A 25,658-nucleotide genomic window follows, 5' to 3' on the forward strand; every position below is an offset into this window, starting at 1 on the left:
TTTGTCGCGTCGATCGCCTTAAAGCACGCGCATGCGGAAGTTCATCGAATCTGGATGGAGATCACATGCGAATCGTTATTCTCGGAAGCGGCGTCGTCGGTGTCACGAGCGCCTACTACCTTGCTCGCGCCGGCCACGAAGTCACGGTCATCGACCGCGAAGCCGTACCCGCGCTCGAAACGAGTTTCGCGAACGCAGGTCAGATCTCCCCGGGGTACGCATCGCCGTGGGCCGCGCCGGGCGTCCCGCTCAAAGCCGTCAAGTGGATGTTCGAAAAGCACGCGCCGCTCGGGATTCGCCTCGACGGCACGATGAACCAGTTGCAGTGGATGTGGCAAATGCTGCGCAACTGCACGCAAGATCGCTACACGGTCAACAAGGGCCGGATGGTGCGTCTCGCCGAATACAGTCGCGACTGCCTCCAGGCGCTGCGCGCCGACACCGGTATTCACTACGAAGGCCGCACCGGCGGCACGTTGCAACTGTTCCGCACGCAACAGCAATTCGATGGCGCGGGCAAGGACATCTCTGTGCTGAAGGACGCGAACGTGCCGTTCGAACTGCTTACGGCAGATGAGCTCAAGAAGGCGGAACCCGCTCTCGCGGCGGTTTCGCACAAGTTGACTGGCGGCCTGCGCCTGCCGAACGACGAGACGGGCGACTGCCAGATGTTCACGACGCGCCTCGCCGCGATGGCCGAAGCGCTCGGCGTCAAGTTCCGCTACAACACGTCGATCGACGCGCTTACCGTCAGCAACGGCCGTATCGCCGGCGTGCAGTGCGGCAAGGAACTGGTGACGGCAGATTCATATGTCGTCGCGCTCGGCTCCTATTCGCCGAAGCTGCTCGGCGATCTCGTGAAGATCCCGGTCTATCCGTTGAAGGGTTACTCGATCACCGCGCCCATCGTCGATGCCGAACGCGCGCCGGTCTCGACGGTGCTGGACGAAACGTACAAGATCGCGATCACGCGTTTCGACGACCGCATCCGCGTGGGCGGCATGGCGGAAATCGTCGGCTATGACAAGAAGCTGAAGCAGGCGCGTCGCGAAACGCTCGAAATGTGCGTGAACGACCTGTTCCCGGGCGGCGGCGACACCGCGAGCGCCACCTTCTGGACCGGCCTGCGCCCGATGACGCCGGACGGCACGCCGATCGTCGGCCGCACGCCGGTGCCGAACCTGTTCCTCAATACCGGTCACGGCACGCTCGGCTGGACGATGTCGTGCGGCTCGGGCCAGTTGCTGGCGGATCTGATGTCGGGCAAGCAGCCCGCCATCCGTGCCGACGATCTCTCCGTGCATCGTTATTTCGGCGATGTCGGCGTGAAGACGCGTCCGGGATACGCGAACGCGTAATTCTTCTATCGCAGGAAAGTCAAGGGCGCCTTCGTTTCGACGAAGGCGCCCTTCTCGTTTTCAGAACTGATCTTCGCTCAGCGCGAGCACGCCTTCACTGCCGTTCGCGCTGATGATCGACGCCTCGATCCCCGGCGCGAGCGACAGAATGTGCTCGGCGAAGAATTCCGCCGTCGCGATCTTCGCGCCATGGAAACGCTCGTCCTCCGCGCGCTTCGCATGAGCGACGAGCATCGCTCGCGCCATCTGCCATCCCGCCAGCACGATGCCCGCGAGCCGCAGATACGGCACGCTGCCCGCGAAGACGGCATTCGGATCGCTCTTGAACTTTGCGATGATGAACTCGATTGCGCGCGCGAGCGACAGACTTCCCGCGCTCAAATGCCGATGCATCGACCTGAACGGCTGTCCGTCTCGCTCGGCGAGCGCCGCGATGGTCTGATCGATCTTCGCGAGCAGCGCCTGCGCCGTCGCGCCGCCGTCGCGCACGGTCTTGCGGCCGACGAGATCGTTCGCCTGAATCGCCGTCGTGCCTTCATAGATCGGCAGGATGCGCGCATCGCGATAATGCTGCGCCGCGCCCGTCTCCTCGATGAAGCCCATGCCGCCGTGCACCTGCACGCCGAGGCTCGCGACCTCGACGGACATCTCCGTACTGAAGCCCTTCACAATCGGCACGAGATATTCGTAGATCGCCTGGTGGCTCTCCTTCGCGTCGTCGTCGGTGTAACCGTGCGCGAGATCGCTATGCGCCGCCGCGACATACGCGAGCGCCCGGGCGCCTTCGGTGTAGGCGCGCATGGTCGAGAGCATGCGGCGCACATCGGGATGATGGATGATCGTCACGGACTCCTTCGCGCTGCCATCGACGGGACGGCTCTGCACCCGCTCTTTCGCGTACGCGACCGCCTGCTGATACGCGCGCTCGGCGATCGCGACGCCTTGCATGCCGACGGCGAAACGCGCCGCGTTCATCATGATGAACATGTATTCGAGACCGCGATTCTCGTCGCCGATCAGATAGCCGGTCGCGCCGCCGTGATCGCCGTATTGCAGCACGGCGGTCGGGCTGGCCTTGATGCCGAGCTTGTGTTCGATCGACACGCAATGCACGTCGTTGCGCGCGCCGAGCGAGCCGTCGTCGTCGTTGACGAGAAATTTCGGCACGAGAAAGAGCGAAATGCCTTTCACGCCTTCGGGCGCGTCGGGCGTGCGCGCGAGCACGAGGTGCACGATGTTCTTCGCCATATCGTGCTCGCCGTAAGTAATGAAGATCTTCGTGCCGAAGACCTTGTACGTGCCGTCGCCCTGCGGCTCGGCGCGCGTGCGCACGAGCGCGAGATCGGAGCCCGCTTGCGGCTCCGTGAGGTTCATCGTGCCGGTCCATTCGCCGGAGATGAACTTCGGCAGGAAGCGCGCCTTCTGTTCGTCGCTGCCTGCCGTGAGGACCGCTTCGATCGCGCCGTCGGTGAGCAGCGGACAGAGCGCGAAGGAGAGATTGGCCGAGTTGAGCGCCTCGATGCACGGCGTCGCGATGAGCTTCGGCAAGCCCTGGCCCCCGAACTCCGCCGGATGGACGACACCTTGCCAGCCGCCTTCCGCGAACTGACGGAACGCGCCCTTGAAGCCGGGCGTCGTCGTGACTTCGCCGTTCGCCCATGCGCTCGGCGTGCGGTCACCGGCGACGTTCAGCGGCGCGAGGACTTCGCTGCAAAAACGCGCGGCTTCCTCGACGACGGCCTGTGCCGTGTCGAAGCCCGCGTCCTCGTGACCAGGCAGCGCGGCGATGCTGTCTATACCCGCCAGTTCCTTCATGACGAACAGCATGTCCTTGACCGGGGCGCTGTAGCTCATCGTCTTGTCTCCTTTTTTTACAAATACTTCGGTGCGAAAAAAAAGGGCGCAACGTTTTGTCGCGCCCTTTCTTTTTCTCTGTGGCGAGTGTTCGACTCACACGGCGCGGTTTAGCCGAGCTCTTTCACCAGTTCCGGCACGACCGAAAACAGATCGCCGACGAGACCGTAGTCGGCCACGCTGAAGATCGGCGCTTCGGGGTCTTTGTTGATCGCAACGATGACCTTCGAGTCCTTCATGCCCGCGAGATGCTGAATCGCGCCCGAGATGCCGACGGCCACATACAGTTGCGGCGCGACGATCTTGCCGGTCTGGCCCACTTGATAGTCGTTCGGCACATAGCCAGCATCGACGGCCGCGCGCGATGCGCCCAGCGCCGCGTTGAGCTTGTCGGCGAGCGGCTCCAGCGTCTTCGTGTAGTTCTCGCCGCTGCCCAGACCACGTCCGCCCGACACGATGATGTGCGCGCTCGTCAGTTCCGGACGGTCGAGCTTCGTCACTTCGCGGCTCACGAACTGCGAGATGCCTGCATCGGCTGCGGCTTCGATCTTTTCAACCGCAGCATTGCCGCCTTCTGCCGCGACCGGATCGAAACCCGTCGCGCGCACCGTGATCACCTTGATCGGATCGCCCGATTGCACCGTTGCAATCGCATTGCCCGCATAGATCGGACGCTCGAACGTGTCGGCGCTATCGACCGCGGTGATATCGCTGATTTGCGCGACATCCAGATGCGCAGCGATGCGCGGCGCGATGTTCTTACCGTAAGCCGTCGCGGGCGCCAGAATGTGCGAATAGTCCTTCGCGATATTCAGCACCGTCGCTTCGACGTTTTCTGCCAGGCCTTCGGCGAGTTGAGGCGCATCGGCGAGCAGCACTTTGCTGACGCCCGCGATCTTTGCCGCTGCATCCGCCGCGCCTTGCGCATTCGAGCCTGCAACCAGCACATGCACATCGCCGCCAATCTTCGCCGCCGCCGCAACGGTGTTCAGCGTCGCTGCCTTGATCGACGCGTTATCGTGTTCCGCAATTACCAGAATCGTCATGTTTTCTCCGCGTGTGTGTCGATCAAAGCACCTTGGCTTCGGTCTTGAGCTTCTCGACCAGCGTCTTCACGTCGGGCACCGTGATGCCTGCGCTGCGCTTGGGCGGCTCGACGACCTTCAGCGTCTTCAGACGCGGCGCGACATCGACGCCCAGATCAGCGGGCTTCACCGTCGTCAGCGGCTTCTTCTTCGCCTTCATGATGTTCGGCAGCGTCACATAGCGCGGCTCGTTCAGGCGCAGATCGGTCGTGACTACAGCGGGCAGCTTCAGCGAAAGCGTCTCAGCACCGCCATCGACTTCACGCGACACCGTTGCCTTGCCATCCGCGACTACGACTTTCGATGCGAACGTCGCCTGCGGCAGACCCGCGAGCGCGGCCAGCATCTGACCGGTCTGGTTTGAATCGTCATCGATTGCCTGCTTGCCGAGAATGACGAGCTCGGGCTTCTCCTGATCGACCAGCGCCTTCAGGATCTTCGCCACCGCCAGCGGCTGCAGTTCATCAGCGGATTCGACGAGAATCGCGCGATCCGCGCCGATGGCCAGCGCCGTACGCAGCGTCTCCTGACACTGCGTCACGCCGCACGATACGGCGATCACTTCCGTCGCGACACCCGCTTCCTTCAGACGCACCGCTTCCTCAACGGCGATCTCGTCGAAGGGGTTCATCGACATCTTCACGTTGGCGATATCGACGCCCGTGTTATCCGACTTCACCCGGACCTTCACGTTGTAGTCGACCACGCGCTTGACTGGCACCAGAATTTTCATGCACACGCTCCAAAGTTACGATTACGTCAACCCAGCGTCATTATACGAGCGACGCGCTGACTAGCCCCCGCGGAATCGGGCGGGTTGAGTCGTCATGCAATAGGTATGGGCTGAATTTTATCGAACGATCGTTCTATTTCCATCCACAAAAACCCGAAGATCGCCATGAAAACGATTACCAGGCCGTGATTACCGCCCCTGCGTACTTGCCTTCGACGAACTGCTTCACCTCCGGCGAATGATAAGCGGCGATCAGCTTGGCGACCCACGGCTTGTCCTTGTCGGCCGCGCGGATCGCGATGATGTTCACGTACGGCCCATGCGGATCTTCGATGGCGATCGCGTCCGACTTCGGCTTCAGCCCGGCTTCCATCGCGAAATTCGTGTTGATGGCGGCGGCGTCGACGTCGTCGAGCGAGCGCGGAATCTGAGCCGCGTCGAGTTCGACGATCTTCAGCTTCTTCGGATTCTCGACGATATCGAGCGGCGTCGCCTTCAGGCCTGCGTCCGCGCGCAGCTTGATCAGGCCTTGCTTTTGCAGCAGCAACAATGCACGCCCGCCGTTGGTCGGATCGTTCGGCACCGCGATGCGCGCGCCATCGCCGAGCGCCGGCAGCGATTTCAGCTTCTTCGAGTAGATGCCCATCGGGAACGTCACGGTATCGGCGACCCTGATGAGCTTGTAGCCGCGATCCTTCACCTGCGCGTCGAGATACGGCAGATGCTGATAGCTGTTCGCATCGAGGTCGCCGGCGGCGAGCGCGGCGTTCGGCTGCACGTAGTCGGAGAATTCGACGACGGTGATCTTGAGCCCGTTCTTCGCGGCGACCTGCTTCACCACGTCCATGATCTGCGCGTGCGGGCCGCCGGTCACGCCCATCTTGATGGCGTCCTCGGCGTGCGCGACACCGTTGAACAGCGTTGCGCCCAGAAGCGCGGCGGCGAACTTCAAAACGAATCGACGTTGCATGATTTTCTTGAGTGATTATTTATGGCTGAGACGGCGAACGAGCCAGTCGCCGAACGATTGCACGAGTTGCACGAACACGATGAGGATAACGACGACGGTGATCATCACTTCGGGCAGGAAGCGCTGATAGCCATAGCGGATGCCGAGATCGCCGAGACCGCCGCCGCCGATCGCGCCCGCCATCGCCGAATAGCCGACGAGCGACACGAACGTGATGGTGAGCCCCGCGACGACACCCGGCAGCGACTCCGGCAACAGCACCTTGAAGACGATCTGGCGGGTGGTCGCGCCCATCGCCTGGGCGGCTTCGATGAGACCGCGATCCACTTCGCGCAGCGCGGTCTCGACGAGCCGCGCGATGAATGGCGCAGCGGCGATGGTCAACGGCACGACAGCGGCCGCGGTGCCGATCGACGAGCCGACGACGAGGCGCGTGAACGGAATCACCGCAACGAGCAGAATGATGAAGGGCGTCGAGCGCACCGCATTGACGACGCCGCCGAGCACGCGATTCACGCCGATGTTCTGCAACACGCCATCGCGATCGGTCAGATAGAGCAGCACGCCGAGCGGCAGGCCAACGGCCGCGCCCACGAGTCCCGAGATGCCGACCATGATCAGCGTTTCCCAGAACGACTGCACGAACATGTCGAACATTTCACTCAACATGGGACAACTCCTCCACGACGACACCTTGAGAACGCAAATACTCGATCGCCTCCGCGATCTTCACCGGCTGGCCGCCCGCGAGCACCGCGAGCGAGCCGAACGCCTGCCCCTGAATTTCATCGATCTGGCCGTGCAGGATGTTGAAATCGAGCTCGTAGCGGCGGATCGTCTCCGAGAGAATCGGCTGATCGACGCCCGAGCCGGTGAACGCGAGCCGCAGCAAATGGCCGCTACCCGTCTTAAGACGTTCGATGACGCGCGCCTTCAACGCGGGCGGCAACTCGTGCGCGATTACATCGCCGATCAGCGCGCGCGTGACTTCGTGGTGCGGCTGCATGAAGACATCGACGACCTTGCCTTCTTCCACCACGCGGCCCGCGTCGAGCACCGCGACGCGATCGCACACCTGCTTGATCACTTCCATCTGATGCGTGATGAGCACGATCGTGAGACCCAGCTCGCGATTGATCTTGCGCAGCAGATCGAGAATCGCGCGCGTGGTTTCCGGATCGAGCGCGGACGTGGCTTCGTCCGACAGCAGCACTTGCGGCTTGCTCGCGAGCGCCCGCGCGATGCCCACGCGCTGCTTCTGCCCGCCGCTGATCTGCGCGGGGTATTTGTCCTTGTGCGTCGTGAGGCCGACGAGATCGAGCAGCGGCAAAACGGCCGCCTCGATCTCCGCGCGCTTCTTGCCGGCAAGCTCGAGCGGCAACGCGACGTTGTCGTACACCGTGCGCGAGCTCAGCAAATTGAAGTGCTGAAAAATCATGCCGATGTTGCGGCGCGCCGCACGCAGATCGTCCTTGCCGAGCGTCGTGAGATCGCGTCCGTCGACGATCACGTTGCCTTCGCTCGGCCGCGTCAGCAGATTGATGGTGCGCACCAGCGTGCTCTTGCCCGCGCCGCTGCGCCCGATGATGCCGAACACTTCGCCGGCGGGAATCGTCATATTGACGTTGTGCAGCGCTTCGACCCAGCCCCGGGGCCCCGCGAAGCGTTGCGAGAGATTGCGTATTTCGATCATGAAAAATGCAAACGGCGGAAGGCTCGCCGGGTGAAACGCACCCGCGCCGCCGGCCGCCGCCTGTTTGTACTCGTAGCTGTGTAGTCGCCCGAGATTTTACCGGACGCGTTACATTCTGTTTAATAATGATTTCAGATCGGCTAATAACACGGAGATATTTACAGCCCATGTCCCGGAACGTTTATTCGACGAGCGCCGTCACGACGCGCAACGGCGTGGAACTGTTCCTGCATCGCTGGCAGCCCGCGCCGGAGGTCGAACTCAGGGCGCGCGTCGCGCTCGTTCACGGCCTCGGCGAGCACGCGGGACGCTACGACGCGCTCGCGATCGCGTTGAACGCGGCGGGCATCGAACTGATCGCAATCGATCTGCGTGGGCATGGGAAGTCGTCAGGCGATCGGGCGTGGGTGCGCGTGTTCACTGACTATCTGCGCGATGCCGACGTGTTGCTCGAAGCGTGCGCCGCGACGCCGCCCGTCGCCACGCCCCTTTTTCTGATGGGCCACAGCATGGGCGGCACGGTCGCGGCGCTCTATGCCGCAGAACGCGCGCGGGAGAGAAAACTGGCCGGATTGATTCTGTCGAGTCCGGCATTGAAGATTGGCGCAGGCACGCCTCGCTGGAGGGCGAAATTGTCCCGCATCGTCGGGACCGTGGCGCCGCGCCTTGCCGCGTTCAGCATTGACCCGGCGCTGCTTTCGCGTGCGCCGGGCGTCGTCGAAGCGTACAAGCGCGATCCGCTCGTGCTTCACGGCGCGGTCCCGGCGCGCACCGCCGCGCAGATTCTCGCCGCGATGGAGCGCCTGGCGACGAAACGCCGCGACATCACACTGCCGCTTCTCGTCTTCCACGGCAGCGCCGACGCGATCTGCGATCCTGCCGGCAGCCGCGAATTCGAAGCGAACGCAGGATCGACGGACAGCACGCTCGCGATCCACCAAGGCAGCGCCCACGAAACGCTCAACGATCTCGACCGCGAGCGCGTGATCCGCGAGCTCATCGACTGGATTCTGGTGCGCGCCGACTACGCGCGCACGCACGCACCCGGCTAGATTTCCGCGAGTACTCGCAGATGCGCGACGACGCTGCGTCCGAGCGCCGACAGGTTGTAGCCGCCTTCGAGACAGCTCACGATGCGCCCCTGCGCGTGACGCTTCGCCACCGCGCGAATCTGCTCGGTGATCCACGCGTAATCGTCCTCGACAAGACCCATGTTGCCCATGTCGTCTTCGCGATGCGCGTCGAAGCCGGCGGAGAAGAAGATCATCTGCGGCTTGAAATCCTCGAGCCGCGGCAGCCACAACAGGTCGACGACTTCACGCACCTCCATGCCCTTCGTGCGCGCGGGCAGCGGCACGTTGACCATGTTCGGCGCGTGATTATCGGCGCCGCTGAAAGGATAGAACGGGTGCTGGAAGAAGCTGCACATGAGCACGCGCGAGTCGCCGCTGAACGCGGCCTCGGTGCCGTTGCCGTGATGCACGTCGAAATCGACGATCGCGACCCGCTGCAGTCCGTGCACTTCGAGCGCATGACGCGCGGCGATCGCGACGTTGTTGAAGAGGCAGAAGCCCATCGCGCGCGCGGGCTCCGCGTGATGGCCCGGCGGGCGCACGCTGCAGAACGCGTTGTCGTAACGTCCTTCGATTACGGCATCGGTGGCCGCGATCGCCGCGCCCGCAGCGCGCAACGCGGCACGATAGGACTCGGGGCACATCGACGTATCCGGATCGAGTTCGCTTCTCCCCGACTCCGGCGTGCGGCTCTTGATGTAGTCGATGTGCGCCTGCGTGTGCACGCGTGCGAGTTCGGTTTCCTCGGCGAGCGGCGCTTCCTCGCGCTCGATGAGCGAATCGATCCGGCTCGCGATCAGTTGATCCTCGATCGCCTGCAACCGCGCCGGACATTCGGGATGCCATTGGCCGTTGTCGTGCCGGAGGCAGTCGGGGTGGGAGTAGAAGCCGGTGGCCATGATGTCTCGCAATGCCGCTTTCGTCGGCTCTTGTCTCGTGTTTTTTCGTCATACGCGACCACGTGCCGCGCATTTGACGTTAAGTTACCACACCGTTTGGCGCGTCCGCCGTCGCCCGGGCATACGGGCAGTCCGGGCGCGAAGCGTCGGTTATACTGCCCCGACGCCTTGCCGGGCGAGCGCTTGCGCGCAGCATGTTGCAGGCCGTTGCGTTCCGTTAAGAATCGTTGCAGAGCGTTTCGCATGGATTCACCCTCACAGACGTTCTGGCCGCTCGCGCATCAGGCATCGCCCCTACCGCCCCCAACCACGCACACTATGACTTTCCAGTTTGCACCGTTCGACTTCACGGCTTCGTTCACGCCGGCAAAGCGCGCACTCATTGCTTCCCTCGTCTGCGCGCTCGGCTTTCTCCCCGGCAACAGTGCCTTTGCGCAGTCGCAGCAGCCGCAGGCCGCGACGCCGCAAGGGCAGGTGTTCGAAGAAGAGATCGTGCCGCAGCGTTACGCGAACAATCCGAATGTCGATGCGTTCATCAACGACATGGTCGCGCGCTACGACTTCGATTCGTCGGCGCTGCATGACCTGTTCTCCCGCGTGAGTTATTCGGCGACGGCGGCGAAGCTGGTCCTGCCGTCCCCGACGCCGCAAGCCAAAAACTGGCGCGCGTATCAGGGGCGTTTCATCGAGCCGGTGCGCATCAATGCGGGTGTGAAATTCTGGCGTGCGAATCAGGCGACGTTGCAGCGCGCCGCGGAGCAATTCGGCGTGCCGCCTGAAGTGATCGTCGGGATCATCGGCGTGGAGACGATCTATGGGAAATACATGGGCAACTTCCGCGCGCTCGACGCGCTGACCACGCTCACTTTCGATTATCCGAACACGCCGAACCGCACCGAGCGCATGGTGACCTTCCGCAAGAATCTGGAAGACCTGCTCGTATGGACGCGCGATTCGCAGATCGATCCGACGACCGTGCTCGGTTCGTACACCGGCGCGATCGGCATTCCGCAGTTCCTGCCGAGCAGCATCGTGCAATACGCGGTCGATTACGACGGCAACCGCCGTATCGATCTGCGCACGAGTCCGGCGGATGCCATCGGCAGCGTGGCGAATTATCTGAAGCAAAACGGCTGGGAGCCGGGGCGGCCGGTCGTGTGGCGTATCGCCGGCGACGTCGGCAGTCAGGGCATCGCGCAGGCGGCCGCCGATGGTTCGCCGGAGCCGAAGTGGTCGCTCGCGCAACTGACGAAGGCCGGCATGCTGCTCGACGAGCCGCGACTCAACATCGAGGCTGAAGCGCCGACGCCGCTCACCGTGGTCGATCTGCCCACGCCCGGCCGCGCGACCGAATACACGCTCGGACTGAAAAACTTCTACGTGCTCACGCGTTACAACCGCAGCTTCTTCTACGCGCTCGCGGTGTATCAACTGGGCGAGGCGGTAAAGGCGCGCATGATGGCGGGCGATACGGGTACGAACCCGCAGTGACGTCCTGTCCGCGCTGAAAAACAAAACCCCGGCAAGCCGGGGTTTTCTATTTACGGCATCAAGCCGGAAACACGCCCGTCGACAAATAACGATCGCCGCGATCGCAAACGATGAACACGATCGTCGCGTTCTCCACCTGGCGCGCGATGCGCAGCGCAACCTCGCACGCGCCACCGGACGAAATGCCCGCGAAGATGCCTTCGACCGATGCGAGGCGTCGCGCCATCGCTTCGGACGCTGCCTGACTTACGTTCTCCACGCGATCGACACGGCTGCGATCGAAGATCTTCGGCAAATACGCTTCCGGCCACTTGCGGATGCCCGGAATGCGCGAGCCTTCTTCCGGCTGCGCGCCGATGATCTCGATCTTCTGACTCTGCTCCTTCAGATACTTCGACACGCCCATGATCGTGCCGGTCGTTCCCATCGACGAAACGAAGTGCGTGAGACGGCCTTCGGTCTGACGCCACAGTTCAGGGCCGGTGCCTTCGTAATGCGCGAGCGGGTTGTCGGGATTCGCGAACTGATCGAGGATGATGCCCTTGCCGTCGCGCTGCATCTGATCGGCGAGATCGCGCGCGTATTCCATGCCGCCCGTCACCGGCGTGAGCACGATCTCCGCGCCGTACGCGGCCATGCTCTGGCGGCGCTCGATCGACAAATCTTCGGGCATGAGCAGGACCATCTTGTAGCCGCGCATCGCGGCGGCCATCGCGAGCGCGATGCCGGTGTTGCCGCTCGTCGCTTCGATCAGCGTGTCGCCCGGCTTGATGCGGCCGCGCTCTTCGGCTTTCCTGATCATCGACAGAGCCGGGCGATCCTTCACCGAGCCCGCCGGATTGTTGCCTTCGAGCTTGCCCAGCACGACGTTGTTGCGGCTGCGGATTTCATCGTCCACGACGCGGACGAGCTGCACGAGCGGTGTGTTGCCGATCGTGTCTTCGATAGTCATGTAAGCCATATGCGAAAGCGGTCGATCCCCGCGCACGACTGCTCTGCCGCGGAGATTTTGATATAGAGATTCGTCGATTGTAGCCCACCGGTTCTGTCGATGCCGTCGCACCCCTGACGCGCGGATGGATTGCCGCGCGAAGTCGAAAGCCGGATGCCAGTACACCGGCCTCGCGTGCGCGCGGTCCGCACACGCAAAAAGCCCCGCGGGGAGGCCGTCCGCGGGGAGCCCAAAAAATCGGAAGGCTGAAGGAGATCGGAGGCGCCCCGTGCACCGGGCGCGCCGTTGTGTCTTCCGCTATTTCTTCACGACGACCGGCTTGGCCGACGTGGACGCCGAAACCGGCGTCGCGACCGCCGAGTTCGCCGCGCCCGGCGGTGCGGCGTTACCCGGTGTTGCGAGCGCGGCCGTCTTCGGCGCGGCGCCGACGGTCAGCCCCTCCGCTTCGAGACGTTGAACCGTCTTGCCGCCCATGCCCTTCACGCGCGTGCTGAGATCGTTGGCGTCCTTGAATGGGCCGTGCGCCTGACGTTCATCGAGAATGGCTTTCGCCTTCGCCGGACCGATGCCCTTGACGCCGCGCAGCGCGTCGGCGTTCGCGGTGTTGACATCGACGGCCGCCCACGCGCTTTCGATGGAAAAGATGAGGGCGAGCGCGGCGATCGACGAGAGTGCTTGCTTGAACATGACTGAGTCTCCGTGAAGGACCGGCCGGCACCAGCGCCGACCGTGAGACCCAGTGTAGAGAGACTCGAAACGCGTTTATAGCTGGCCGAATAGCCAACGCACGTAGCGATCGACGCCTTCCTGAACGGTCAGAAACGACGCGTCGTAACCCGCCGCGCGCAGCCGCGACTGGTCCGCCTGGGTGAAGCATTGATACTTGCCGCGCAGTGCGTCGGGGAACGGAACGTACTCGATGAGCCCGCGCTGCACCAGTTCCGCGAGCGACAGCGACGCTTCGCCGTTGAGTGCGCGCAACGCGTTCACGACCGTCGACGCGATATCGTTGAAAGGCTGCGCGCGTCCGGTGCCGAGATTGAAGATGCCCGACTTCTCCGGATGATCGAAGAAAAACAGGTTCACCTTCACGACGTCTTCGACCGAGATGAAGTCGCGCGTCTGCTCGCCGGCCGCATAGCCGTTGTATTCGCCGAAGAGCTTGACCTTGCCTTCCGAGCGGAACTGGTTGAAGTTGTGGAACGCGACCGAGGCCATGCGGCCCTTGTGCGTCTCGCGCGGGCCGTACACGTTGAAGTAGCGGAAGCCGACGATCTGACTCTGCGCCTTCGGCAACGTCTGACGCACGATCTGATCGAAGAGAAACTTCGAGTAACCGTAGACATTGAGCGGCTTCTCGACTTCGCGCTCCTCGACGAAGCGGCTCGACCCGCCATAAGTCGCCGCCGACGACGCATACAGGAACTGCGCGCCTTGCGCGAGGCACGCGTCCATGACGTCGCGGCTGTAGCGGAAGTTGTTGTCCATCATGTAGCGGCCGTCGGTTTCCATCGTGTCCGAACAGGCGCCTTCATGGAACACCGCGCGCACGCGGCCGAAATCGCCACGCCTGAAGCGCTCGACGAACTCGGTTTTGTCGAGGTAATCGTCGATCTCGCAATCGACCAGATTCTTGAACTTGTCGGCGCGCGTGAGGTTGTCGACCGCGATCACGCGGTTCTCGCCGCGCTCGTTCAGCGCCTTGACGATATTGCTGCCGATGAATCCGGCAGCACCGGTAACGATGATGGTCATGGCGAAGTATGAGATAGGGTCAGGCGAAGAGTTCGTTGTAGTCGACGGTCGCCGTACCGAGCTTTCCTACGACGATGCCCGCCGCGCGGTTCGCATAGACGATCGAGTCGACGAGCGGCACGCCCGCGCCCAGCATGGTCGCGACCGTTGCGATGACGGTGTCGCCCGCACCGGAGACATCATACACTTCGCGTGCTTCGGCCGAGGTGTGCAGCACCTGGTTCTCGGTGAAGAGCGTCATGCCTTCCTCGGAGCGCGTGAGCAGAAGCGCGGAGAGGTCGAGTTCGGTGCGCAGCTTCGTCACGCGCTCCAGCAGGTCTTCTTCGGACTTCCATTGGCCGATCACTTCGCGCAGTTCCGCGCGGTTCGGCGTAATGAGCGTGGCGCCGCGATAGCGGTCCCAGTCATCGCCCTTCGGATCGACGAGCACCGGCTTACCCGCGCGCTTCGCGTCGGCGATCATCTGCGTGACGTGCGTGAGCCCGCCCTTCGCGTAATCCGACATGAGGATCACGTCGTGCTGCGGAAGAAGTTCCGCAAAGCGCGCGAGGCACGCGCGCAGCACTTCGTGATTCGGCGTGTTCTCGAAATCGACGCGCAACAGTTGCTGCTGGCGCGACAGCACGCGCAGCTTGATCGTCGTGAGCAGTTCGGGGTCGCGCTCGAGGTGCCCCGCGACCTTGCTTTCACCGAGCAGTTCGACGACGCGCTCCCCCGGCTCGTCATGACCGACCACGCAGAGCAAACCCGCCTGCGCGCCGAGCGCCGCCGCATTTCGGGCGACGTTCGCCGCGCCCCCGAGCCGGTCTTCCTTCCTCTGCACGTGCACGACGGGAACCGGCGCTTCGGGCGAGATGCGGTTGACGTCGCCGAACCAGTAACGGTCGAGCATCACGTCGCCGACCACCAGCACGCGCGCCGCTGAGATGCGCGCAAGCGGCACGACCGGAATGTCGGGGTTAGTTGCTGTCGCTGCGGTCGAGTTCGGCATGGGGACGTCCTATTGCAAAGTAGTCGATGCCCATTTCGGCCATCGCTTCCGGTTCATACAGATTGCGGCCGTCGAAGATCACCGGCGTCTTCAAGGCGCTCTTCAAGTGCCAGAAATCCGGGCTCTTGAATTCCTTCCATTCGGTCACGATGACGAGCGCGTCCGCGCCCGTCAGCGCATCCTGTTGCGTATTCACGAACTGCAGGCGCTTCAGGTCTTCGGGCCGATCCGCGAGATCGAGCGCGAACACGCGCCCTGCCTCCTCGCGGGCAACGGGATCATAGCCGCGCACGGTGGCCCCGCGTTGCAGCAGCGCCTCGATGATGCGCCGGCTCGACGCCTCGCGCATGTCGTCGGTATTGGGCTTGAATGCGAGGCCCCACACGGCGAACGTGCGCCCGCGCAGGTCTTCGCCCATGCGCTTCACGATCTTGTTGACGAGCACTTCCTTCTGGTCGTGATTCACCGCTTCGACCGCCTCGAGAATGCGCAGCGTGTGGCCGTTTTCGCGAGCCGTCTGCACGAGCGCCTGCACGTCCTTCGGGAAGCACGAGCCGCCATAACCGCAGCCCGCATACAGGAAGTGATAGCCGATGCGCGGGTCCGAGCCGATGCCGCGCCGCACCGATTCGATATCGGCGCCGACGGTGTCCGCGAGATTCGACAGATCGTTCATGAACGAGATGCGCGTCGCGAGCATCGCGTTGGCGGCGTATTTCGTGAACTCCGCCGAGCGCACGTCCATGTACAGCGTGCGCTCGTGATTGCGGTTGAACGGAGCGTAGAGGCGCTTCATTTTCTCGCGTGCGAGATTGCCCGCGTAGTCGTCGTCGATGCCGATCACGATGCGATCGGGACGCATGAAATCGTCGACCGCCGCGCCTTCCTTCAGGAACTCGGGATTCGACACGACCGAGAAGCGATGCTTGTCCGAGCCTTCGAGCCCGCGCGTCTTCAGCTCTTCGTCGACGACTTTCTTCACCTGCAGCGCCGTGCCGACCGGCACCGTCGATTTATCGACGATCACCTTGAAGCCGTTCGAATATTTGCCGATGTTGCGCGCCGCCGAGAGCACGTACTGCAGGTCGGCGGAGCCGTCTTCATCGGGCGGCGTGCCCACGGCAATGTACTGGATATCGCCGTGCTCGACGCTGGCTTTCACGTCGGTGGAAAACTGGATGCGGCCGGCCGCGCGCGTGCGCCTCAGCATTTCCTGAAGGCCCGGCTCGTGGATCGGCACGCCGCCATTGTTGAGAATGTCGATCTTGCGCGGATCGACGTCCACGCAAAACACGTCGTTGCCGATTTCGGCAAGACACGCGCCGGTCACAAGACCGACGTAACCCGTGCCGACGATGGTTACTTTCATACGCTTTCCGGTGGTTTTTGAAATGCCGGTGGCGGAAGCGGCGCACTCACGCGCCGCCTGCTGTCATGCGTGCAGCGCGCGTTCAGGCCGAGCTCGTGATCGGCTCGACGCGGCGCGGCGCGTACGTCTCCCAGCCGCTGCAGCCGGGGCATTGCCAATAGAATAGTCGCGCGCGGAAACCGCAAGTTTGACACGTATAACGCGGCAGGTTCTTGGTGCGCTGTTTCACGAGATTACGCATCAACTCGAGCTCGCCGCGCCGCGGCTCGTCGGCCGTCGCTTCCTGTGCTTCGAGCAGGCGCGTCATGCCCGCGAGATTCGGCGCGCTTTGCATCTGCTTGCGCGCGAGCGCGTGCGCGGCTTCGAGGCCACGCAGCTCCTGAACGTGCTTGTAGGCGACATCGAGCAAATCGTTCGACGGATAGCGGGTCGTGTAGTCGATCAGCAGGTCGACGCCCTCTTCCCTGCGCCCGAGCGCGCTGTAGGCCTTCATCAGCTTCTCGGCGACGAGCGGCAGATACGCTTCGTTCTGTTCCTCGACACGCTTCCAGTGCGCTATCGCGGCTTCGACGTTGCCTGCGGCCGCTTCGACATCGCCCGCCAGGATCGTCGCGCGCACGTTGTCCGGGTTGGATGCCAGCGCGAGCTTCAGTTCGGCGCGTGCGCCGTCGGGATTCTTGCGCTGCAAGGCTTCCTGCGCGAGTTCGCAATGAAAATGCGCGATCTCCATATGCAGCGACGGCGCACCCATCTTCTCGATCTGCTCGGCCGTCGTGATCGACTTGGGCCAGTCCTTTTCGATCTCGTAGATGGTCAAGAGCGCCCGCTGCGCGCCGAGGGAGTACTCGCCCGCGTTCAGCGACCGGAATGTTTCCTCCGCGCGATCGAGCAGGCCCGCCTTCAAAAAGTCCTGTCCGAGTTCATAAAGCGCGTGATCTCGTTCGGCCGCGGGCAGATCGGCGCGGCTCAGAAGGTTCTGGTGCACGCGGATTGCCCGGTCGGTTTCACCACGGCGACGGAACAGATTGCCGAGCGCGAAGTGCAGTTCGATCGTTTCGGGATCGAGCTTGGCGACCTCGATGAATGCGTCGATCGCCTTGTCGTGCTGTTCGTTCAGCAGAAAATTGAGACCGCGAAAATACGAGCGCGGCAAATTCGCATTCTCGGACAACAGCGTTTTCAAATCATAGCGGGACGCCATCCACCCCAGCGCGAATGCGACGGGAATGACGAGCAGCCACCAGAAGTCTAGATCCATGCGATTAGTCGTTGAATGTGAGGTGTCTGCTTTCGCGTCGCATCAGATGAGCGGCGGCATCGGCGGCTCTTCCTTGACCACCGGCGTTTCACGCGCGACGCGCAGTTCGCGCTTCAAGCGGCCGTTTTCCATGCGCAGACGCACCATCGCCGGCACCGCCGACACGAGCCCTGCCAACAATCCCACGACGAAAAACGCGAGGCCGATCAGAATCAGCGGTGCAGTCCAGGCGTAGCCTGCGAGGAAGTTCAGCGTCACGGACTGGGTATTGGCGAGCGCCAGCACCAGCAACAGCACGAATACCAGAACGCGGATCAGCCAGACGATGAATTTCATGTACGGTCTCGCAAGAGCGGTTGCACCAGTCGACTCGGCCTTTCCGGCCGGGCCTGCGCGGTCGAACACCCAGGTCAAAGTGACCGGTATTGTAATTGATGCGTCCGGGCGCCGGCGGTTGCCCGCTCGCCGTGCGGAGTTTAAGCAAACAATGCACCCGTTGCGTCACATCTGCGATAAAAATACGCCGCGGATAAAAAAAGCACCCCGAAGGGTGCTTTCCTGGTCGATTGCCTCGTGGCCGGACGCCGCGAACCGAAAATCCAGACGGATCATCAGTCAAGATGCGCGCCGATCAGAGATCGTCCGCATCGTCGTCATTCGACGCCTTCAGAGGCTCGCCTGCGCGGCCGTCCACGCGTTCGCGCAATTCCTTGCCCGGCTTGAAGTGAGGCACGAATTTCTCCGGTACCAGCACCTTCTCGCCCGATTTTGGATTGCGCCCGACACGAGACGGACGACGATTGAGCCCGAAGCTGCCGAAGCCGCGAATCTCGATGCGGTGACCGTTGGCCAGAGCCTCCGACATCGCATCGAGCATCGTCTTCACCGCGAAATCCGCATCCTTAAGGACAAGTTGCGGAAATCGCGACGCCAACTGGGCGACCAATTCCGATTTGGTCATACTGCAGCTGTGCCGTTAAGGGCTTAGCTGTTCTGGCCGTCGAGCTTGGCCTTGAGCAGCGCGCCGAGGTTGGTCGTACCGGTCGCGGCGGCGTTCGAGTCGCCCTGCAGGCTGCGCATGGCTTCCTGCTGTTCGGCCGAATCCTTCGCCTTGATCGACAGGTTGATGCCACGCGACTTGCGATCGATGTTGATGATCATCGCGTTGACCTTGTCGCCTTCCTTCAGCACGTTGCGCGCATCTTCCACGCGGTCTTGCGCGATTTCCGAAGCACGCAGGTAGCCTTCGACTTCGCCGGACAGCGTGATGACCGCACCCTTCGGATCGACCGACTTCACGATGCCATCGACGATTGCGCCCTTGTCGTTGATCGCGACAAAGTTGCTGAACGGGTCGCCTTCGAGTTGCTTGATGCCGAGCGAAATGCGTTCCTTCTCGACGTCGATGCCCAGAACCACGGCCTCGACTTCGTCGCCCTTCTTGTACTTGCGGACGGCTTCTTCGCCGGTTTCCGACCACGACAGATCCGACAGGTGAACCAGACCGTCGATGCCGCCAGGCAGACCGATGAACACGCCGAAGTCGGTGATCGACTTGATGGCGCCGCTGATCTTGTCGCCCTTCTTGAAGTTGCGGCTGAAGTCATCCCACGGATTCGGCTTGCACTGCTTCATGCCGAGCGAGATACGGCGGCGGTCTTCGTCGATTTCGAGAACCATGACTTCGACTTCGTCGCCCAGTTGGACAACCTTCGACGGCGCAACGTTCTTGTTGGTCCAGTCCATTTCCGACACGTGGACGAGGCCTTCGATGCCCGATTCCACTTCGACGAACGCGCCGTAGTCGGTGATGTTCGTGACCTTGCCGAACAGGCGCGTGCCCGACGGGTAACGGCGCGAGATGCCTTCCCACGGATCGTCGCCGAGCTGCTTGATGCCGAGCGAAACGCGGTTCTTCTCTTGGTCGAACTTGAGGATCTTGGCGGTGACTTCCTGGCCAACCGACAGAACTTCCGACGGATGACGCACGCGACGCCATGCGATGTCGGTGATGTGCAGCAGGCCGTCGATGCCGCCGAGGTCCACGAACGCGCCGTAGTCGGTGATGTTCTTGACCACGCCTTCGACGATCGCGCCTTCCTTCAGCGTCTCGAGCAGCTTCGCGCGCTCTTCGCCCTGCGTCGCTTCGATGACGGCGCGGCGCGACAGCACCACGTTGTTACGCTTGCGATCGAGCTTGATGACGCGGAATTCGAGCGTCTTGCCTTCGTACGGCGTCGTGTCCTTGACCGGACGCGTGTCGACGAGCGAACCCGGCAGGAACGCGCGGATGCCGTTGACCATCACGGTCATGCCGCCCTTGACCTTGCCGGTGATCGTGCCGGTCACGAGTTCGTTGTTGTCCAGCGCCTTTTCCAGCGACAGCCACGAAGCGAGACGCTTCGCCTTGTCGCGCGACAGGATGGTGTCGCCATAGCCGTTTTCCAGCGCGTCGATCGCGACGGAAACGAAGTCGCCCGCCTGCACTTCCACTTCACCCGCGTCGTTCAGGAATTCTTCGAGCGGAATATAGGCTTCGGACTTAAGACCAGCGTTCACGACCACGAAGTTGTGGTCGACACGCACGACTTCGGCGGAGATCACTTCGCCGGCGCGCATGTCCTGCTTGGTCAGCGACTCTTCGAACAGAGCCGCAAAGGATTCGGTATTCGGGGTGGAGGTTTGCAGGTCGGACATAAAAATCTGTATTTGCACAGCCTTTGCGCGATGGTCCCCAATGGACCGGTAAGACGCAACGCCGCACGGGGTTAAAGGGTTTAACACACGCTCCGTTTTCGAGGGAGCACCTTGCTTCACTACACAAACGCGTTACACGCGAACTTCGCTATACCAGCCGATGATCTGTTCGACCGCTTGATCGATCGACAAACCGGAGGTGTCCAGCGTCTTCGCATCCGCCGCCGGCTTGAGCGGCGCGGCGCTCCGGTTCATGTCCCGGTCGTCGCGTGCGCGCAAATCACGCAGCAAGTCATCCATATTAGCAGAAAAACCTTTTTGCATCAATTGCTTATAGCGCCGGGCCGCACGCGCCTCGGCGCTCGCGGTCAAAAATACCTTCAGCGTGGCGTCGGGAAAGATCACAGTGCCCATGTCGCGGCCGTCGGCGACGAGGCCGGGGCGCTTTCGAAAGGCGCGCTGACGCGCCACCAGCGCCTGACGCACTTCGGAATGAACGGCGATCGCGGAGGCGCGGTTGCCGACTTCTTCCTGCCGGATTTCGCTCGAGACGTCCACGCCGTCGAGTTGCGCGCAACCTTCGCGGAAGGTGATGTGGAGCGCTTCGATCAGCTTTGCAAGGCCGGGTGCGTCGTCTTTGGCCACCTCGTAGCGGATGCTCGCGAGCGCCGCGAGCCGGTAGAGCGCGCCGCTGTCGAGCAGGTGAAAGCCGAGCGTCGCCGCGACGATCGCCGCGACCGTGCCCTTGCCCGAAGCGGTCGGCCCGTCGATGGTGATCACTGGAGTGGGGTCGAATGGACGGGTCGGTTTCATCGAGTCTGGCCGGTCTGGCCCGTTATTACGGTCATTGAAGTCGAAGTCATCGCGTTTCACGGTACAGCGCTCCGGTTACGCTTTCACGAGCGTCGAAAAACGCTCGAAGTAGTCCGGAAAGGTCTTGTTCACGCATTTCGGCTCGTTGATGCGCACCGGCACGCTGCCGAGACTGACGAGCGAGAAGCACATCGCCATGCGGTGATCGTCGTAGGTGTCGATCGCCGCGTTCGGCGTGAGCGTCGCCGGCGGCGCGACGACGAGAAAATCCGCGCCCTCTTCCACCGTCGCGCCGACCTTGCGCAGTTCGGCCGCCATCGCGGCGATGCGGTCGGTTTCCTTCACGCGCCAGCTCGCGATATTGCGCAGCGTCGTCGTGCCGCTCGCGAAGAGCGCGGCCACGGCGATGGTCATCGCGGCGTCCGGAATCAGATTGAAATCCATGTCGATGGGCGCGAGCTTGCCATCATCCGATTCGACGCCGCGCACTTCGATCCAGTCTTCGCCCATCATCACGTTCGCGCCCATGCGATTGAGCGCGTCCGCGAAACCGACATCGCCCTGGATGCTCGAACGCCCGACGCCTTCCACGCGCACCGGCCCGTGGCCGATCGCGCCCGCGGCCAGGAAATACGACGCGGACGACGCGTCGCCCTCCACCATGATCGCGCCCGGAGACTTGTAGCCCGCGCCCGCGGGGATCGTGAAGCGCGACCAGCCCTCGCGCTCGACGGTCACGCCGAAGCGCTCCATCAAACGGATCGTGATGTCGATGTACGGCTTCGAGATAAGTTCGCCCTCGATCTCGACTACAACGGGCCCGCTACGGCCGACGACAACCGGCAGGCTCATCAAGAGCGCGGTGAGGAACTGGCTCGACACGTCGCCACGCACGCGGATCGGTTTGTCGATCGCGATCTTCGCAGCGTGGATTCGCAGCGGCGGAAAGCCGTCGTTCAGTTCGTAATCGATCGCAGCGCCGATCTGACGCAGCCCGTCGACGAGATCGCCGATCGGCCGCTCGTGCATGCGCGGCACGCCGTGCACGCGATATTCGCCGCCGTTCACTGCGAGCGCCGCGGTCAGCGGCCGCACCGCCGTGCCCGCGTTGCCGAGAAAGAGCTCCGCCGACTTCGACGGAAACGCGCCGCCCGTCCCGCCGACGATCACGCGCTCGCCATCCTCATGCACAGCGACGCCGAGGGTGTTGAGCGCGGCGAGCATGACGCGCGTGTCGTCGGAATCGAGCAGATTCGTGATGGACGTTTCGCCGCTCGCGAGCGCCGCGAGCAGCAGCACGCGGTTCGAAATGCTCTTCGAGCCGGGCAGCCGCACGGTGCCGGACGCGCGGGAGAAAGGTCCGAGATCGAGATGTTCCATAGTGTTTCCTTGGGTCGCAGCTTATTTCGCGGCGATGTCGTTCGATGGCTTGATGCCGCCGCGTTCCTGCCATTCCTTGCGCGCCACGCGCGAACGCGCGAACGCGGCTTCGAGCGCCGCGCCATCCGATGCGTCGATCGCCGCGCGAAACCGTGCGAGCACGGCCGTGTAATCGTCGAGTTCCGCCAGCAGCGCGGCGCGGTTCGCGAGACAGATGTCGCGCCACATTTCCGGGCTCGAAGCCGCAATGCGCGTGAAATCGCGGAAACCGCCCGCGGCGAACGAGAATTTCAGATCGGCGTCGGGCGTATCGAGAATCTGATCGACGAGGGCGAACGACAGCACATGCGGCAGATGACTCACCGACGCGAACACGCGATCGTGCTGCGCCTCGCTCATCTGACGCACGCACGCGCCGGTCGCGCGCCACATCGACGCGATGCGCTCGACGTCGTCCGCCGCGTTGTCGGGCAACGGGCACAGCACGACATTGCGATCGACGTACAGGTCCGGCAACGCGGCATCGACGCCGCTCGACTCGCGCCCGGCGATCGGATGCCCCGGCACGAACTGCGCGAGGCGCTCACCCAAGGCGCGGCGCGCCGAAGCGACGACATCCGTCTTCGTGCTCCCTGCATCGGTGACGATGGTCCGCGCGTCGAGAAAAGGCGCAATGCGCGCGAGCAGCGGCTCGGTCTGCGCGACAGGCGCGGCCAGCAGCACGACGTCGGCGCCCTGTAGCGCGCAGGCGAGCGCGGCGTCGTCCTCGAGCGCGGCGGCTTCGTCGATTACGCCGAGTTCGAGCGCCCGCCCGACCGATGCAGCCGAACGCCCGACGCCGACGATACGACCCGCGAGCCCCGCGCGTTCACGCAACGCGCGCGCAAGCGATCCGCCGATCAGGCCGACGCCGAAGATAACCAGTTTGTTGAAAGAGAACGCAGCCACGGGACATCGATAAGAGCGCGTCGTCCGACGCAAGGTGAAACGAACCGCCGCGACCGATCGCAGCGGCGACGAGCCAATCAGCGCGCCCGCGGATACGAGCCGAGAATTTTCAGGAACGCAGACTTGCGCCCCAGCTCCGCCAGCGCGGCGGCCACTGCGGCATCGTCGCGATGGCCTTCGATGTCGATATAAAAGTAGTACTCCCACGCGCCGGAGCGCGCCGGGCGCGACTCGAAGCGCGTCATCGAGACACCGTGCTTTGCGAGCGGCTCCAGCAGCTTGAACATGGCGCCGGACTCGTTCTCCACCGTGACGATGAGCGACGTCTGATCGTGGCCGCTCGAATCCGTCGGCTGCTTGCCGATGATCACGAAACGCGTGCGGTTATGCGGGTCGTCCTGAATCATCGAGAACACGACGCCGAGACCGTAGTGCGTCGCGGCGCGATCGCCGGCGATGGCCGCGACCGTCGGATCCTCGACCGCCATGCGCGCAGCTTCCGCATTGCTCGACACGGCCTGCCGCTCCAGCTGCGGCACGTTTGCGCTCAACCAGCGCTGACACTGCGCGAGCGCCTGCGGATGCGCGCACACGCGCTTCGCGCCATCGAGCGTGCCGGACGCCGTCAACAAATTGTGATGGATCGGTAACGCGAGCTCGCCACTGATCAGGAGCGACGTCTGCAGCAGCAGATCCAGCGTGCGCGACACCGCGCCTTCCGCTGAATTCTCGACTGGCACGACGCCGTACTGCGCCGCGCCCGCTTCGACGGCGCGAAACACCTCGTCGATCGACGGGCATGGCACGCCATGAATCGAATGCCCGAAGTATTCGAACATCGCCTGTTCGCTGTACGTGCCGACGGGCCCGAGAAACGCGGCGCTGATGGTTTGTTCGAGCGCGCGGCTCGCGGCCATGATCTCGCGCCAGATCGACGCGATGTGTTCATCGGCGAGCGGGCCGTCGCTCATTTCCTGCAGTCGCGCGATGACCTGCGTCTCGCGCTCCGGGCGAAACACGGGCGCATTGAAATGCTTTTTCACCTCGCCGACTTCCAGCGCGACGGATGCGCGCTGGTTCAACAGCGCAATGAGCTGCGCGTCGAGCACATCGATGCGCTCGCGCAGCGGTTTGAGTCTTGAATTGAGATCGTCGTCCATGCGGTGCTTGAGCTTGTGCGGTTAAGTGAGCGTCGTCGCTATTAAGCGCCCGTGCGCTCGAATTCCTTCATGTAATCGACGAGAGCGTTGACTCCCTCGATCGGCACCGCGTTGTAGATCGATGCCCGCATGCCGCCGACGGACTTGTGGCCCTTCAGTTGCAACAGCCCGCGCGCCTTCGCGCCGGCCAGGAAATCGGTATTGCGCGATTCGTCGGCGAGGAAGAACGGCACGTTCATGCGCGAACGGTTCTGGCGCTCGACCTTGTTGACGTAGAAATCGCTGGAATCGATGGTGTCGTACAGCAGCTTCGCCTTTTCGACGTTGCGCGCCTCGATCGCTTGCAGGCCGCCCTGCTTCTTCAGCCACTTGAAGACGAGGCCCGCGATGTAGATCGCGTAGGTCGGCGGCGTGTTGTACATCGAGTTGTTTTCCGCGACGATCTTCCACTCGAAAGCCGACGGACAGATGGGCAGCGCGCGATCGAGCAAATCCTCGCGCACGATCACGACGGTTACGCCCGCCATGCCGATGTTCTTTTGCGCGCCGCCGAAGAGCACGCCGTACTTCGCGATGTCCATCGGGCGCGACAGGATATGGGAGGAGGCATCGGCGACGAGGGGAATGTCGCCGAGATCGGGAATCTCGAAGGCTTCGACGCCGTCGATGGTTTCGTTCGAGCACAGATGCACGTACGCCGGATCGTCCGACAGCTTCCATTCGGAGAAGGCCGGAACGCGCGTGAAGCCTTGTTCCGTCTTGCCGCTGGCCGCCAGATGCGGCGTGCCGTATTTCTGCGCTTCCTTGAAGGATTTCGTCGACCAGGATCCGGTCACGACGAAGTCGGCGGTCTGCTTTCTGCCGAGCAGGTTCATCGGCACGATCGCGTTTTCGCCGATGCCGCCGCCCTGCAGAAAAAGGATCCGATGCGACGCAGGCACCTTCAGCAGATCGCGCAGGTCGGTGAGCGCAGCTTCGTGGATCGACATGAATTCCGCGCCGCGGTGGCTCATTTCCATCACGCTCATGCCGCTGCCTTGCCAGTCGAGCATTTCATCGGCTGCTTGCCTCAGAACTTCTTCTGGCATGGCGGCGGGGCCGGCGGAGAAATTGAACACGCGCATCTGGAGATCCCGGAATTCCGATTTGACAGACGCGAATGAAGGCGGATCGAACGAC

24 protein-coding genes are annotated in these 25,658 nt (G+C 63.2%); 3 read left to right on the forward strand and 21 right to left on the reverse strand.

Annotated elements, in window-relative coordinates; genetic code table 11:
* The first annotated feature begins 65 nt into the window (after positions 1-65).
* Entirely contained in the window at positions 66-1,358 is a 1,293-nt protein-coding gene (locus tag NCT32_RS10010) for a D-amino acid dehydrogenase (RefSeq protein ID WP_250490129.1), read from the forward strand.
* 60 nt (positions 1,359-1,418) lie between these two features.
* On the opposite strand, the gene NCT32_RS10015 is transcribed toward NCT32_RS10010, so the two are convergent.
* The 6 genes from NCT32_RS10015 to NCT32_RS10040 form a co-directional block, all read right to left on the reverse strand.
* Positions 1,419-3,212 carry an acyl-CoA dehydrogenase gene (locus NCT32_RS10015; protein WP_250490130.1) on the reverse strand — a complete coding sequence of 598 codons (1,794 nt, stop codon included), beginning with the start codon at positions 3,210-3,212 and terminating at the stop codon, positions 1,419-1,421.
* Between the two features lie 110 nt (positions 3,213-3,322).
* A complete protein-coding gene (locus tag NCT32_RS10020; protein ID WP_061120489.1) occupies positions 3,323-4,258 on the reverse strand; it encodes an electron transfer flavoprotein subunit alpha/FixB family protein in 936 nt (311 codons plus the stop codon).
* 22 nt (positions 4,259-4,280) lie between these two features.
* Positions 4,281-5,030: an electron transfer flavoprotein subunit beta/FixA family protein gene (locus NCT32_RS10025; protein WP_061120488.1), complete on the reverse strand. Its 750-nt coding sequence runs from the start codon at positions 5,028-5,030 to the stop codon at positions 4,281-4,283.
* Positions 5,031-5,205: 175 nt separating this feature from the next.
* Positions 5,206-6,000, reverse strand: coding sequence for a MetQ/NlpA family ABC transporter substrate-binding protein (locus tag NCT32_RS10030; protein ID WP_250490131.1), 795 nt, complete (start codon positions 5,998-6,000; stop codon positions 5,206-5,208).
* Between the two features lie 15 nt (positions 6,001-6,015).
* Positions 6,016-6,669: a methionine ABC transporter permease gene (locus NCT32_RS10035; RefSeq protein ID WP_061120486.1), complete on the reverse strand. Its 654-nt coding sequence runs from the start codon at positions 6,667-6,669 to the stop codon at positions 6,016-6,018.
* A complete protein-coding gene (locus tag NCT32_RS10040) occupies positions 6,659-7,693 on the reverse strand; it encodes a methionine ABC transporter ATP-binding protein (RefSeq protein ID WP_250490132.1) in 1,035 nt (344 codons plus the stop codon). The genes NCT32_RS10035 and NCT32_RS10040 overlap by 11 nt, the downstream gene beginning before the upstream one ends.
* Before the next feature lie 167 nt (positions 7,694-7,860).
* Between NCT32_RS10040 and NCT32_RS10045 the strand changes: the two genes are divergently transcribed.
* A complete protein-coding gene (locus tag NCT32_RS10045) occupies positions 7,861-8,745 on the forward strand; it encodes an alpha/beta hydrolase (protein WP_250476922.1) in 885 nt (294 codons plus the stop codon).
* Here the strand turns inward: NCT32_RS10045 and NCT32_RS10050 are convergent.
* On the reverse strand, positions 8,742-9,665 hold the full coding sequence (locus NCT32_RS10050) for a histone deacetylase family protein (protein WP_061120483.1): 924 nt from the start codon (positions 9,663-9,665) through the stop codon (positions 8,742-8,744). The two genes, NCT32_RS10045 and NCT32_RS10050, sit on opposite strands and share 4 nt — an antisense overlap.
* A gap of 318 nt (positions 9,666-9,983) precedes the next feature.
* Between NCT32_RS10050 and mltB the strand changes: the two genes are divergently transcribed.
* Positions 9,984-11,156: a lytic murein transglycosylase B gene (mltB, locus tag NCT32_RS10055; protein ID WP_250490167.1), complete on the forward strand. Its 1,173-nt coding sequence runs from the start codon at positions 9,984-9,986 to the stop codon at positions 11,154-11,156.
* A gap of 58 nt (positions 11,157-11,214) precedes the next feature.
* On the opposite strand, the gene cysM is transcribed toward mltB, so the two are convergent.
* From cysM to serC, 14 genes are all read right to left on the reverse strand, one after another.
* Positions 11,215-12,117, reverse strand: coding sequence for a cysteine synthase CysM (gene cysM / locus NCT32_RS10060; RefSeq protein ID WP_061121175.1), 903 nt, complete (start codon positions 12,115-12,117; stop codon positions 11,215-11,217).
* A gap of 288 nt (positions 12,118-12,405) precedes the next feature.
* Positions 12,406-12,795 (reverse strand): helix-hairpin-helix domain-containing protein, encoded by a 390-nt coding sequence (locus NCT32_RS10065; RefSeq protein ID WP_250490133.1) that lies wholly within the window; start codon positions 12,793-12,795, stop codon positions 12,406-12,408.
* A 75-nt stretch (positions 12,796-12,870) separates the two neighbouring features.
* Complete coding sequence (rfaD, locus tag NCT32_RS10070) at positions 12,871-13,863, reverse strand: ADP-glyceromanno-heptose 6-epimerase (RefSeq protein ID WP_061121173.1); 993 nt, start codon at positions 13,861-13,863, stop codon at positions 12,871-12,873.
* Positions 13,864-13,882: 19 nt separating this feature from the next.
* Positions 13,883-14,854: a D-glycero-beta-D-manno-heptose-7-phosphate kinase gene (gene rfaE1, locus NCT32_RS10075; RefSeq protein ID WP_250490134.1), complete on the reverse strand. Its 972-nt coding sequence runs from the start codon at positions 14,852-14,854 to the stop codon at positions 13,883-13,885.
* Positions 14,823-16,223: a UDP-glucose/GDP-mannose dehydrogenase family protein gene (locus tag NCT32_RS10080; protein ID WP_250490135.1), complete on the reverse strand. Its 1,401-nt coding sequence runs from the start codon at positions 16,221-16,223 to the stop codon at positions 14,823-14,825. Before NCT32_RS10080 ends, rfaE1 begins: the two co-directional genes overlap by 32 nt.
* Positions 16,224-16,305: 82 nt before the next feature.
* The gene (gene lapB, locus NCT32_RS10085) at positions 16,306-17,481 is read right to left on the reverse strand and encodes a lipopolysaccharide assembly protein LapB (protein WP_061121170.1); all 1,176 of its coding nucleotides are present in this window, start codon (positions 17,479-17,481) and stop codon (positions 16,306-16,308) included.
* Positions 17,482-17,523: 42 nt separating this feature from the next.
* The gene (locus tag NCT32_RS10090) at positions 17,524-17,817 is read right to left on the reverse strand and encodes a lipopolysaccharide assembly LapA domain-containing protein (protein ID WP_250476929.1); all 294 of its coding nucleotides are present in this window, start codon (positions 17,815-17,817) and stop codon (positions 17,524-17,526) included.
* 295 nt (positions 17,818-18,112) lie between these two features.
* Positions 18,113-18,442 carry an integration host factor subunit beta gene (locus NCT32_RS10095; protein WP_008342376.1) on the reverse strand — a complete coding sequence of 110 codons (330 nt, stop codon included), beginning with the start codon at positions 18,440-18,442 and terminating at the stop codon, positions 18,113-18,115.
* Positions 18,443-18,465: 23 nt separating this feature from the next.
* Positions 18,466-20,196 (reverse strand): 30S ribosomal protein S1, encoded by a 1,731-nt coding sequence (rpsA, locus tag NCT32_RS10100; RefSeq protein WP_250476930.1) that lies wholly within the window; start codon positions 20,194-20,196, stop codon positions 18,466-18,468.
* A 114-nt stretch (positions 20,197-20,310) separates the two neighbouring features.
* The gene (gene cmk / locus NCT32_RS10105; RefSeq protein ID WP_250490136.1) at positions 20,311-20,991 is read right to left on the reverse strand and encodes a (d)CMP kinase; all 681 of its coding nucleotides are present in this window, start codon (positions 20,989-20,991) and stop codon (positions 20,311-20,313) included.
* A gap of 75 nt (positions 20,992-21,066) precedes the next feature.
* Positions 21,067-22,371: a 3-phosphoshikimate 1-carboxyvinyltransferase gene (aroA, locus tag NCT32_RS10110; RefSeq protein ID WP_250490137.1), complete on the reverse strand. Its 1,305-nt coding sequence runs from the start codon at positions 22,369-22,371 to the stop codon at positions 21,067-21,069.
* A gap of 21 nt (positions 22,372-22,392) precedes the next feature.
* Positions 22,393-23,319, reverse strand: a complete 927-nt coding sequence (locus NCT32_RS10115) for a prephenate dehydrogenase (RefSeq protein ID WP_250490138.1) — start codon at positions 23,317-23,319, stop codon at positions 22,393-22,395.
* A gap of 77 nt (positions 23,320-23,396) precedes the next feature.
* The gene (gene pheA / locus NCT32_RS10120; protein ID WP_061121164.1) at positions 23,397-24,479 is read right to left on the reverse strand and encodes a prephenate dehydratase; all 1,083 of its coding nucleotides are present in this window, start codon (positions 24,477-24,479) and stop codon (positions 23,397-23,399) included.
* 41 nt (positions 24,480-24,520) lie between these two features.
* Positions 24,521-25,603: a 3-phosphoserine/phosphohydroxythreonine transaminase gene (gene serC / locus NCT32_RS10125; protein ID WP_061121180.1), complete on the reverse strand. Its 1,083-nt coding sequence runs from the start codon at positions 25,601-25,603 to the stop codon at positions 24,521-24,523.
* Positions 25,604-25,658 lie beyond the last annotated feature (55 nt).

This window comes from Caballeronia sp. INML2, assembly GCF_023631365.1.
GTDB classification, from domain to species: domain Bacteria; phylum Pseudomonadota; class Gammaproteobacteria; order Burkholderiales; family Burkholderiaceae; genus Caballeronia; species Caballeronia turbans.